The organism is Novosphingobium sp. (assembly GCF_040398825.1).
Lineage (GTDB): Bacteria > Pseudomonadota > Alphaproteobacteria > Sphingomonadales > Sphingomonadaceae > Novosphingobium.
The window spans coordinates 51,457-62,171 of the sequence record NZ_JBBATI010000026.1 but is presented as its reverse complement, the minus strand read 5'-3'; the positions used below and the strand labels follow the sequence as shown (position 1 = coordinate 62,171).

The following is a 10,715-nucleotide window of genomic DNA, read 5'->3' as shown; positions in this document are numbered from 1 at the left end:
CCTGCGACCCCACCCGTGTGAAGGGTGTGCTCTACCACTGAGCTACGCGCCCGTCGGGCGGCGCCGGACATGATAGTCGCAGGCGCGCCGGAACGAAGGCGGGCCACTATCGCCTTGGCCGGTGATTGACAAGTGGGGGAAGCAAGATATTTGCCTGATGCCATGACTGATATCACACCAGTGCCGCCCGCCGAACCCGACGCCAGCGTCGAACCCCAGACCCAGGCAACCGCCGAAGCCACCCATGCGGCCGCCGATGTGCCGCCCGACCGGCTGGCGATCCAACCGCGCAGCCCGTGGTTTGATGGCGATCTGCTGGCGCGCGGCATTGGTATCCGGTTCAAGGGCACAGTGCGCAACAATGTCGAGGAATATTGCATTTCCGAAGGCTGGGTGCGGGTGCAGGCCGGCCGCACGCTGGATCGCAAGGGCAATCCGCTGACCATCAAGCTGCAGGGCGCGGTGGAGGCGTGGTTTGAAGATCTGGGCGAAGATGCCCCGGTTGCCAAACTCTAACGCCGCCAAACCTTAATCCGGTCAGTTTCTAACGTGGCAGCAGGCGGGGCCGTTCGCGCGCGATCAGGGCGGTCAGCCAGTCCTTGAACGCGCGCACCCGCGCCAGCGCATGGGTGTCCTTGTGCGTCACCAGCCACAGGCTGCGAATGATGCGCTGGTCGGGCAGCACCGGCACCAGCCATTTGTCGGAATCGCCCATGAAACAGGGCAGCACGCCGATCCCGGCGCCGGCGCCGATCATCCGCGCCTGCGCCACGATCGACGATGACCGCAGGCTGGCGCTCAACCCCGGTTCGAAATCCGCCAGGTAGCGCAGTTCGGGCGCAAACAGCAGATCGGGGATATAGCCGATCAGGCGGTGGCCATGCGCCAGATCGGCGCTGTGCAACGGCGTGCCGTGCTGCGCCAGATAGCCGCGCGTGGCATACAACCGCATGGAATAATCCGACAGCTTGCCCGCGATCACCGGACCGGCGCGCGGGCGCGACAGCGTTACCGCCAGATCCGCCTCACGTTTTGACGGGCTGAGCAAACCAGATGAGGCGACCAGGTCGACCGTCAGCCGCGGATGCGCCTCGACAAAGCTTTTCAGCGCGGGCGCGACCACTGCCCCTGCCAGCCCCTCGGTCAGGCTGATGCGCAGCAATCCGGTGGTGCCGGCGCCGCCCGCCTGTTCGGCGATGCGGCTGGCGGCCTGGCTCATCGCCTCCACCTCGGCCAGCAGCGCCTCGCCTGCTTCGGTCAGCACCTGGCCTTCGCGGGTCTGTTCGAACAGTGTTGCGCCCAGCCGGGTTTCCAGCCGGCGCAAACGACGCCCCACGGTGGTGGCATCCACGCCCATGGTCGCGCCCGCGCGCGCCAGTTGCCCGCCCCGCGCCACGGCCAGAAAGGCCTGATAGTCATTCCAGTCTGGTGCCTGCATAATTGCAGGCGTGCATCGCATTTTATCCTGTTGCATGCAACGGTTCGACCGTGCAGGCGAAAATCCAACACACGAACCGACCGCAAAGGAACCGCCGTCATGCGCCTGATCGACCATTTCATCGCCGGCGGCACCGCCGGGCTCGACAACAGCCGGCGCGCGAATGTGTTCGACCCCAACACCGGCGCGGTGCAGGCCGAAGTGGTGCTGGGCAATGCCGCCACGCTCGATCGCGCGGTGGCCGCGGCGTCGGCAGCGCAGCCCGCCTGGGCCGCCACCAACCCGCAACGCCGCGCGCGCGTGCTGTTCCGGTTCAAGGATCTGGTCGAAGCGCACATGACCGAACTGGCGCATCTGCTGTCGAGCGAACATGGCAAAGTGATCGCGGATTCGCGCGGCGATATCCAGCGCGGGCTCGAAGTCGTCGAATTCGCCTGCGGCATTCCGCACGGGCAAAAGGGCGAATATACCGAGGGCGCCGGGCCGGGCATCGATGTCTATTCGATGCGCCAGCCGATCGGCATCGGCGCCGGCATCACCCCGTTCAATTTCCCGGCGATGATCCCGCTGTGGATGGGCGCGGTGGCGGTGGCCACTGGCAATGCGTTCCTGTGCAAACCGTCGGAGCGTGATCCGTCGCTGCCGGTGCGGCTGGCCGAACTGTTTCTTGAGGCCGGGCTGCCCGCGGGCATTTTCCAGGTCGTGCATGGTGACAAGGAAATGGTCGACGCCATCCTCGATCATCCGGCGATCGGCGCGGTCAGCTTTGTCGGGTCGTCCGATATCGCCAACTATGTCTATCAGCGCGGTGCCGCCAACGGGAAGCGCGTGCAGGCGATGGGCGGTGCCAAGAACCACGGTATCGTCATGCCCGACGCCGATCTGGACCAGGTGGTCAACGATCTGGCGGGTGCGGCCTTCGGTTCGGCGGGCGAACGCTGCATGGCGCTGCCGGTGGTGGTGCCGGTAGGCGAAGACACCGCCGAACGGCTGAAGGCGAAGCTGATCCCGGCGATCCGCGCGCTGAAAATCGGCGTGTCGACCGATCCCGATGCGCATTATGGCCCGGTGGTAACCGCCGCGCACAAGGCGAAGATCGAAGACTGGATTGCCCGCGCCGAAGCGGAAGGCAGCGAACTGGTGATCGACGGCCGCGGATTTACGCTGCAGGGTCATGAACAGGGGTTCTTTGTCGGGCCGACGCTGATCGACCATGTGACCGATACGATGGACAGCTATCACAACGAAATCTTTGGCCCGGTGCTGCAAATGGTGCGTGCCGCTTCGTTTGAAGAGGCGCTGGAACTGCCCAGCAAGCACCAATATGGCAATGGCGTGGCGATCTTTACCCGCAATGGCCACGCCGCGCGCGAATTTGCGCGGCGGGTCAATGTCGGCATGGTCGGGATCAACGTGCCGCTGCCGGTGCCGGTCGCCTATCATTCGTTCGGCGGGTGGAAACGATCTGCGTTTGGCGACACCAACCAGCACGGCATCGAAGGGGTGAAGTTCTGGACCCGGATCAAGACCGTGACCCAGCGCTGGCCCGATGGCGCGGTTGATGGCGCCAATGCCTTTGTCATCCCGACTATGGGTTGACCGAAGTGTGTGGGCTGACCGAACTGTGTGGGCTGACCGAAGTGGCGGCGGCCGCCACGCGCGGTGAGGTCGCTACCGCCTCAAAACGGTCATGGTAACCAGGATGTTCGGTGCCCATCCAGCGATCCCACCACGTGAAGTACAGCCCGTAATTGTGGCGGGCTTCGCTGTGGTGCAGGTCGTGGTGCGTGGTGGTGGTCAGCCATCCGGTCCATGGCGATCGGGTAAAGCCGCTCCACGCCAGTTCGTGGCCCGAATGGCCGATGGCATTGCGCGCAATCTGGTGGCCCAGGAACACGAACACCGCGACCGGTTCCACGGGCGCGATTGCGGCGATGATCAGGAACATGGCGGGGATCGCCAGCGCCTCGGTCACGGCTTCGCCGGTGGCAAAGCTGTAGGCGGCCCAGCTGGTCGGGGTGCGGCTGCGATGATGCGCCAGATGCAGCGGCCGGAACAGCGCGCGGCTGTGCAAGGCGCGGTGCATCCAGTAGAACCACGCATCGTGCAGCACGATCAGCACGATCACCTGCCAGCCGATCGTCATCGGGACGGCCGGGCCATGCGCCATGGCAATCACCCCACCGGCAATCAGCGCCAACGTCAGCAGATCGACCACCGCAAACACCACGATGGTCCACAGCGACTGGCGCAGTTCGCGGATAACGTCGCTGCGCCCGGCGGCGCGTGGCTGAATCTTGCGGTGGGCGATGCGGCGGCGCCACAGCCACACCAGGGCCGCGACCCCGCCGGCGGCAACCAGGTAACGGGTGAGTTCGATTTGCACGCCACCCGCCATGTGGTGCGCGAAACGGGAAAGCAAAAGCAGGGCGTCGGGGGGCAGCGGCATCGGGATCTCCGTGGCAAAGCAATGGACGCTGCCCTGTCAGATCCGCGCTGTGCCGGCTCTGCGCTGCCGGAAAATGCCGATCGATTTCGCAATCGATCAGATTTTTTTGTTCCCGGCGAACGCCGCCCGGCGAAAATCGGTGGGGGTCTGCCCGGTCGCTTCGCGAAAGGCGCGGTTGAACGGCGCCAGCGAACCATACCCCAGGTCCATCGCGATGGTCAGCACCGGCAGCGCGACATGGTCGGAACTGGCCAGCAGCGCCTTCGCCTCGGCAATGCGGCGGGTGTTGAGAAACGCGGAAAAGTTGCGATAGCCCAGTTTCTGGTTGATCAGCGCGCGCAGCCGGTGTTCGGGCACGCCCAGGTGCAGCGCCAGATCGCCGATGCCGAGCCCTGGATTTTGCCACACTCCGGCGGCCATGGCTTCGTCCAACCGGTCGCTCAGCACACGTTCGGCCGGGCTGAGCCCGTCAGCCTCCGGCTGCGCTGGACCATCGACCGGCGGCACCGGTGCGCCGATCAGCGCGAGATCGGCGTCGAGCAAAGTTCCGCCCACGATCAGCCCGGCGACCAGGATCAGCACCGCTTCGGTCAGGCGCAGCGCAACCGGGATATGGTCAAAACCGAACCACGCTTCGCCCAGCACCACCACCAGTGCCTCAACCCCCACCAGCCCGACAAACGTCAGCGCAAACCGGCGCCGCTTTTCGCTCAGGTCATCGGCGCGGCTGCGCAGCGCCACCCGCAGCGAATCCAGCACCAGCAATGCCATGATTGTGTGGCCGGCACGGTCCAGCCAGGGTTCGAACAGGGTGCACCATCCGCCGGCGGCCGGAGCAATGATACTGGCCAGCAGCAGTACGGCGGCGGCCACCGCCACGCGCCGGTCGGGCCGTCGTTCGAACAGCGCATGGGCAAACAGCCACAGCGCCAGCGGGGTTGCCGTGGCCACGGTCAGCACCACAAATCCGACCGGGGTCCCGGCACTGTCGAAACCCAGCGCCGAATGGACGAGGTATCCGATCACCCCGGTCAGCAGCACCGCCGTGCCCCGGCGGATCGCCGGAAAGGCGCCGCTGCACGCGACGACCAGCGCCACCACCAGCATTTCGCCCACGGCAACCAGGCGCAGAACAGTGTCGATTGGCGTATGTTCCATACCCCGACTATGGCCAAACCGGCAGGCGACGTCCATGCTGCAGGCCGCCATGTCGATGATTGCGTTTCTTGCCTTTCCCGTTGCACCATAGGCCGACCATGACCCACCTTTTCAGCCTTACCGATGACCAGCTGGCGATCCAGGATATGGCGCGGCGGTTTACGGCCGATACGATCACGCCCTTTGCCGCGCAGTGGGACGAGGCGCATGAATTTCCGCGTGATGCGATCCGCGCGGCGGCCGAACTCGGCTTTGCGGCGATCTATGTCAGCGAAGAGGCGGGCGGGATCGGGCTGGGACGGCTGGATGCGGCGCTGATATTCGAGGCGTTGTCCTATGGCTGCCCGACCACGGCAGCGTTCATTTCGATCCACAACATGGCCGCCTGGATGATCGACCGGTTTGGCGACGATGCGCTGAAATCGCGCTATCTGCCGGCCCTCGTCAGCATGGACCTGATGGCCAGCTATTGCCTGACCGAGCCGGGCAGCGGATCGGACGCGGCGGCCCTGCGCACCACCGCGCGGCGCGATGGCGATGATTATGTGGTGTCGGGCACCAAGCAGTTCATTTCGGGCGCCGGGGTCAACGATGTCTATGTGACCATGGTCCGCACGGGGGAGCCGGGGCCAAAGGGCATTTCGTGCCTGGTGATCGACCGTGACACGCCGGGCGTGTCGTTCGGCCTGCCCGAACGCAAACTGGGGTGGAACGCCAGCCCGACCGCGCAAGTGATTTTCGACAACGCGCGCGTGCCGGTGGCCAATCGCGTGGGTGATGAAGGCGACGGGTTCCGCTTTGCCATGGCCGGGCTCGATGGCGGGCGGCTGAACATCGGCGCCTGTTCGCTGGGCGGCGCGCAACGCTGCCTGGATGAAGCGATCGCCTATGTCAAAACCCGCGCGCAGTTCGGCCGCACCATCGCCGAATTTCAGAACACGCAATTTCAGCTGGCCGACATGGCCACCGATCTGGAAGCGGCGCGCGCGCTGCTCTATCTCGCCGCGGCCAAAGTCGGTGCCGATGCGCCCGACAAGACGCGCTTTTCGGCGATGGCCAAAAAACTGGCGACGGACAACGGATCATCGATCGTCGATCGTGCGCTGCAGATGTTTGGCGGCTATGGCTATCTGAAGGATTATCCGATCGAGCGGTTCTGGCGCGACCTGCGCGTGCACCGCATTCTGGAAGGCACCAACGAAGTGATGCGCATGATCGTGGGACGGGACCTGTTGAAATGACCGAACCGGCTGCAACCGAGGCGACCGTGCTGGCGCGTGTCGCCGGAGCGGTGGGGCACCTGTCGCTCAACCGCCCGCGCGCGCTCCATGCGCTGACGCTGGACATGGTGCGTGCGATGACCGCGGCGTTGCTGGCGTGGCGCGATGATCCTGCGGTGCGGGCGGTGATCATCGACCATGCCGAAGGGCGCGGCTTCTGCGCGGGTGGCGATATCGCGTTTTTGCGCGATTCGGCGCTGGGTGACCAGGGCGTGGCGGCGCGGCAGTTTTTCTATGAGGAATACCAGCTCAACCACCTGATCCTGACGTATGCCAAACCGGTGATCGCGTTCATGGACGGCATCACCATGGGCGGCGGGGTCGGCATTGCCGGGCCGGCACAGTTCCGCGTGGCCACTGAAGCAACCCGGCTGGCCATGCCCGAAACCGGGATCGGACTGTTTCCCGATGTGGGCGGCGGCTGGTACCTGTCACGGCTGGCCGGGCGGCTGGGGTCATACATGGCGCTGACCGGGGCGCGATTGGACGGCGCCGATTGCCTGTGGGCGGGCCTGGCCACGCATTACCTGCCGCAGGCCGCGCTGGCGGAGGCAAAGGCGGCGCTGATTGCCGATCCCGACGCGGCGACGGCGATCCTGCACCGGCTGGCGGTGGTGCCACCGGTGGCCAAAGTTGCCAGCCAAAGCGGCGATATCGACCGCCTGTTCGCATCCGACCGGTATGAAGATATTCTGGCCGCGCTGGCGGCGGATGGCGGCGAATGGGCCACGGCCACGCTGGCCACGCTGCGCACCAAAAGCCCGCAGACCTGCAAGGTTGCGCTGCGCCAGTTGCGTGACAGCCTGCATTGCGACGACTTCGCTGCCAACATGGCGATGGAATACCGCATCGGTGCCCGCGTGATTCTGCGCCCCGATTTTGCCGAAGGCGTGCGCGCGGTGATCATCGACAAGGATCATGCGCCGCGCTGGAACCCGCCCACCCCCGAACTGGTGACCGATGATCTGCTGAATGCGATCTTTGCGCCGCTGCCCGCTGACGAAGAATGGAAACCGCTGTGAGCTATGAAACCATCCTGGTCGAACACCATGACGCGGTGACGCTGATCACGCTCAACCGGCCGCAATCGCTCAACGCGTTGAACAGCCACGTGCTGGAGGATCTGATCGCCGCGTTTGCCGCGTTTGAGGCCGATCCGGCGCAGCGCTGCGCGGTGCTGACCGGGGCGGGCGAAAAGGCGTTTGCCGCCGGCGCCGATATCAAGGAAATGGCCGACAAGCAGACGTCCGCCTTCTTTGCCGGCGATTTCTTTGCACGGTGGACCAGCCACCTGGTGAAAACTACGCGCAAACCGTGGATTGCGGCGGTCAACGGCTTTGCGCTGGGCGGCGGGTGCGAACTGGCGATGATGGCCGATTTCATCATCGCGTCGGACAATGCCCGTTTTGGCCAGCCCGAAGTGAAACTCGGCGTGGCCCCCGGCATGGGCGGATCACAACGCCTGACCCGCGCGGTGGGCAAGGCCAAGGCGATGGAAATGTGCCTGACCGGGCGGATGATGGACGCGCATGAGGCGGAACGGTCGGGGCTGGTGGCGCGGGTGGTGCCGCTGGCCGACCTGATCGCCGACGCGCTGAAAACCGCCGCCGCGATCGCCGCGATGCCGCCGCTGGCCGCGATCGCCAACAAGGAAATGGTCAACGCCGCGTTCGAAACCACGCTCGATCAGGGGATTCTGTTCGAACGCCGCGTGTTCCAGGTCCTGACCGCGACCGCCGACAAGGCTGAGGGCATGGCCGCCTTCATCGAAAAACGCGCAGGCGTGTTCACCGGATCATAAGCCACCCGCCCCGTGTCCGGGGCGGGCCAGGAATCACAAAAAGAGGATCGAGACATGGCCAAGCGCATCGCGTTCATCGGGCTGGGCAATATGGGTGGCGGCATGGCCGCCAATCTGGTCGCCAAAGGCTTCAAGGTGGAGGCCTTCGACCTGGATGCCGCCGCGCTGGAGCGGGCCAAGCTGGCCGGGTGCACCGCGCATACCAGCATCAATGCCGCGCTGCAGGGGGTTGATGCGGTGGTGACCATGCTGCCCAATGGCACGATCGTGCACAACGTGTTCGACAATGACGTGTTCAAATGGGCGCCTGCCGGTGCGCTGCTGATCGATTGTTCGACCATCGATGTTGCCACCGCCCGCGATGTGATCACGCAGGCCACTGCCAAGGGCCACCAGATGGTCGATGCCCCGGTGTCGGGCGGGATCGCCGCCGCCAATGCCGGCACGCTGACCTTTATGGTCGGCGGTACCGATGCCGCCTTTGCCGCGGCGCAGCCGATCCTGGCGGCGATGGGCAGCGCGGTGATCCATGCCGGCGGCGAAGGCGCCGGGCAGGCGGCCAAGATCTGCAACAACATGTTGCTGGGCGCGACGATGGTGGCCACCAGCGAAGCGTTTGCCATGGCCGAAAAGCTGGGGTTGGACCTGCAGACCTTTTACAACATATCGTCAAAGGCATCGGGGCAAAGCTGGTCGATGACCAGCTATTGCCCGGTGGCCGGCGTGGGCCCCAAAACCCCCGCCGACAACGATTACCAGGGCGGCTTTGCCACCGCACTGATGCTGAAGGACCTGCGCCTGGCCATGGCCGCCGCCACCGACGCCGGCGCCGACGTGCCCATGGGCCGCCGCGCCGCCGAACTGTACGAAGCGTTTGCCAGCGCGGGCAACGCCGGACTGGATTTTTCCGCGATCATCAAGACCATGCGGGGGTGACGGGGGAGCGCGCGTAGCAAAAGCGCGCGCACCACCTGTTTGGTTGCGGCCTTGGAATGATCTTGCGCTGTAATTAAAATGCAGTTACATATAATCTATGGACGTCGAGTTCGACACGACCAAAGATGCCGCGAATCTTGCCAAGCATGGCATTTCGCTGGCGCGGGCGGCGGATCTTGATGTGCTTGCCTATGTCGATGACAGCCGGTTCAATGAACCCCGCTTCCGGCTTTATGGCGTGATCGACGGCGTGGCCTATTGTCTGGCGGGCACTGATCGAGGCGGCGTGGTCCGGGCGATTAGCTTGCGCCGCGCCCATGCGAAGGAGATGAAGCGCAATGTCCGATAATCTGCCCCCGGTCGTGTTTGACGATGACAACCCGGAATGGACTGAAGCGGATTTTGCGCGTGCATTGCGTGGTGATCAAATCCCGGCAAACATTCGCGCCGCGTTTGGCAAAGGCAAGCGCGGGCGGCCGGTCGGGACGACCAAGCCTGATGCCAAGAAATCGATTACCTTGCGGCTCGATCCCGATGTGATCGCCGCGTGGCGCGCCACCGGTGCGGGGTGGCAGTCGCGGATGAACGAGGCCCTGCGCGCGGCCCTGCCCGGCTGATCGCGCCGTCAGTCCATCGATCTGCCCGCTACAACCACTTTGTGCGTTTGAATCGCACATACAAAATGCCGCAGATCACGCTGATCACGCCCAGGATGATGAAATAGCCATAGCGGAATTTCAGTTCGGGCATGTTTTCGAAATTCATGCCGTAAATCCCGGCGATCGCGGTGGGCACCGCCAGGATCGCCGCCCAGGCTGCCAGCTGGCGGGTGATCACCCCGGTGCGTTGCTGTTCCAGCAGGTTGCTGAATTCGAACACCGACACCAGCACTTCGCGCAAATCATCGACCATCGTCTGCACGCGGCGCACATGGTCGCGCACATCGTTGAAATAGGGCCGCGTTTCCGGGTCGATGCACGGCAAATCGACATTGACGAGCTTGGTCGCCACTTCGTTCATCGGCACCAGCACGCGCTGAAACCGGGTCAGTTCGCGCCGCAGGTTGAAAATGCGGGTGATTTCGTCGCGGCCCAGAAAGCTGTCGATGGTGTGGCGTTCCATCGCCAGTACTTCGTCCTCGACCGTTTCGACCAGCGGCAGATAGCCATCGACGATGAAATCCAGAATGGCGTGCAGCACGTAATCGACACCATGCACCAGCCGGGCCGGCACAGCTTCCAGCTCTGCACGCAGCGTGGAATGCGCGCGCGCCGATCCGTGGCGCACGCTGATGATGTGGCTGTGGCCGACAAACATCGCGGTTTCGCCATAGGCAATCTCGCCCTCGCCAATATGCGCGGTGCGCGCGACCACGAACAGCTGATCACCATAAATGTCGATCTTGGGCAACTGGTCGGCCTTTAGCGCGTCTTCGACCGCCAGCGGGTGCAGATCATAGGCCGTTTGCAGGCGGCGCAATTCGTCCGCGGTCGGGTTGGCCAGGCCGATCCACACGAATTCCGACCGTTCGCGCGCGCAATCCACCCGTTCATCGATCGACACCGCGCGCATCCGCTGGCCGTTTTGGTAAAGATAGGCTGCAACAACCGTCATCGTGCCTCATCCGCTGATTTTGCGACGTCGTAACAGATC

General features: G+C 64.7%; 12 protein-coding genes. 8 read left to right on the top strand and 4 right to left on the bottom strand.

The features are described from left to right. The first annotated feature begins 162 nt into the window (after positions 1-162). Positions 163-516: a DUF3297 family protein gene (locus ABWP89_RS13235; protein ID WP_353229823.1), complete on the top strand. Its 354-nt coding sequence runs from the start codon at positions 163-165 to the stop codon at positions 514-516. A gap of 28 nt (positions 517-544) precedes the next feature. On the opposite strand, the gene ABWP89_RS13230 is transcribed toward ABWP89_RS13235, so the two are convergent. Then, positions 545-1,438, bottom strand: a complete 894-nt coding sequence (locus ABWP89_RS13230) for a LysR family transcriptional regulator (protein WP_353229822.1) — start codon at positions 1,436-1,438, stop codon at positions 545-547. A 99-nt stretch (positions 1,439-1,537) separates the two neighbouring features. Between ABWP89_RS13230 and ABWP89_RS13225 the strand changes: the two genes are divergently transcribed. Next, positions 1,538-3,037, top strand: coding sequence for a CoA-acylating methylmalonate-semialdehyde dehydrogenase (locus ABWP89_RS13225; protein WP_353229820.1), 1,500 nt, complete (start codon positions 1,538-1,540; stop codon positions 3,035-3,037). Here the strand turns inward: ABWP89_RS13225 and ABWP89_RS13220 are convergent. Both ABWP89_RS13220 and ABWP89_RS13215 read right to left on the bottom strand, forming a co-directional pair. After that, positions 3,027-3,824, bottom strand: coding sequence for a sterol desaturase family protein (locus ABWP89_RS13220; protein WP_353229818.1), 798 nt, complete (start codon positions 3,822-3,824; stop codon positions 3,027-3,029). The two genes, ABWP89_RS13225 and ABWP89_RS13220, sit on opposite strands and share 11 nt — an antisense overlap. Before the next feature lie 159 nt (positions 3,825-3,983). After that, positions 3,984-5,045, bottom strand: a complete 1,062-nt coding sequence (locus tag ABWP89_RS13215) for a helix-turn-helix domain-containing protein (protein WP_353229817.1) — start codon at positions 5,043-5,045, stop codon at positions 3,984-3,986. Positions 5,046-5,143: 98 nt separating this feature from the next. On the opposite strand from ABWP89_RS13215, the gene ABWP89_RS13210 reads away from it, so the two are divergent. From ABWP89_RS13210 to ABWP89_RS13185, 6 genes are all read left to right on the top strand, one after another. After that, positions 5,144-6,286, top strand: coding sequence for an acyl-CoA dehydrogenase family protein (locus ABWP89_RS13210; protein ID WP_353229815.1), 1,143 nt, complete (start codon positions 5,144-5,146; stop codon positions 6,284-6,286). Then, positions 6,283-7,347, top strand: coding sequence for an enoyl-CoA hydratase/isomerase family protein (locus tag ABWP89_RS13205; RefSeq protein WP_353229814.1), 1,065 nt, complete (start codon positions 6,283-6,285; stop codon positions 7,345-7,347). Before ABWP89_RS13210 ends, ABWP89_RS13205 begins: the two co-directional genes overlap by 4 nt. Then, positions 7,344-8,126 carry an enoyl-CoA hydratase-related protein gene (locus ABWP89_RS13200; RefSeq protein ID WP_353229813.1) on the top strand — a complete coding sequence of 261 codons (783 nt, stop codon included), beginning with the start codon at positions 7,344-7,346 and terminating at the stop codon, positions 8,124-8,126. Before ABWP89_RS13205 ends, ABWP89_RS13200 begins: the two co-directional genes overlap by 4 nt. Before the next feature lie 54 nt (positions 8,127-8,180). Continuing rightward, positions 8,181-9,062, top strand: coding sequence for a 3-hydroxyisobutyrate dehydrogenase (gene mmsB / locus ABWP89_RS13195; RefSeq protein WP_353229811.1), 882 nt, complete (start codon positions 8,181-8,183; stop codon positions 9,060-9,062). Positions 9,063-9,159: 97 nt separating this feature from the next. Next, positions 9,160-9,411 (top strand): BrnT family toxin, encoded by a 252-nt coding sequence (locus ABWP89_RS13190; protein WP_353229810.1) that lies wholly within the window; start codon positions 9,160-9,162, stop codon positions 9,409-9,411. Continuing rightward, on the top strand, positions 9,401-9,679 hold the full coding sequence (locus tag ABWP89_RS13185; protein ID WP_353229809.1) for a BrnA antitoxin family protein: 279 nt from the start codon (positions 9,401-9,403) through the stop codon (positions 9,677-9,679). The genes ABWP89_RS13190 and ABWP89_RS13185 overlap by 11 nt, the downstream gene beginning before the upstream one ends. Positions 9,680-9,707: 28 nt before the next feature. Here ABWP89_RS13185 and ABWP89_RS13180 read toward each other — a convergent pair whose 3' ends face one another. Beyond that, the gene (locus ABWP89_RS13180; protein WP_353229808.1) at positions 9,708-10,676 is read right to left on the bottom strand and encodes a magnesium and cobalt transport protein CorA; all 969 of its coding nucleotides are present in this window, start codon (positions 10,674-10,676) and stop codon (positions 9,708-9,710) included. Positions 10,677-10,715 lie beyond the last annotated feature (39 nt).

Excerpts from the sequence above, each read along its gene's own strand:
- ABWP89_RS13205 (WP_353229814.1), top strand. The coding sequence starts at position 6,283 with ATGACCGAACCGGCTGCAACCGAGGCGACCGTGCTGGCGCGTGTCGCC.
- ABWP89_RS13185 (WP_353229809.1), top strand. The coding sequence starts at position 9,401 with ATGTCCGATAATCTGCCCCCGGTCGTGTTTGACGATGACAACCCGGAA.
- ABWP89_RS13215 (WP_353229817.1), bottom strand. The coding sequence starts at position 5,045 with ATGGAACATACGCCAATCGACACTGTTCTGCGCCTGGTTGCCGTGGGC.
- ABWP89_RS13225 (WP_353229820.1), top strand. The coding sequence starts at position 1,538 with ATGCGCCTGATCGACCATTTCATCGCCGGCGGCACCGCCGGGCTCGAC.
- ABWP89_RS13230 (WP_353229822.1), bottom strand. The coding sequence starts at position 1,438 with ATGCAGGCACCAGACTGGAATGACTATCAGGCCTTTCTGGCCGTGGCG.
- ABWP89_RS13235 (WP_353229823.1), top strand. The coding sequence starts at position 163 with ATGACTGATATCACACCAGTGCCGCCCGCCGAACCCGACGCCAGCGTC.
- ABWP89_RS13210 (WP_353229815.1), top strand. The coding sequence starts at position 5,144 with ATGACCCACCTTTTCAGCCTTACCGATGACCAGCTGGCGATCCAGGAT.
- ABWP89_RS13180 (WP_353229808.1), bottom strand. The coding sequence starts at position 10,676 with ATGACGGTTGTTGCAGCCTATCTTTACCAAAACGGCCAGCGGATGCGC.
- ABWP89_RS13190 (WP_353229810.1), top strand. The coding sequence starts at position 9,160 with ATGGACGTCGAGTTCGACACGACCAAAGATGCCGCGAATCTTGCCAAG.
- mmsB (WP_353229811.1), top strand. The coding sequence starts at position 8,181 with ATGGCCAAGCGCATCGCGTTCATCGGGCTGGGCAATATGGGTGGCGGC.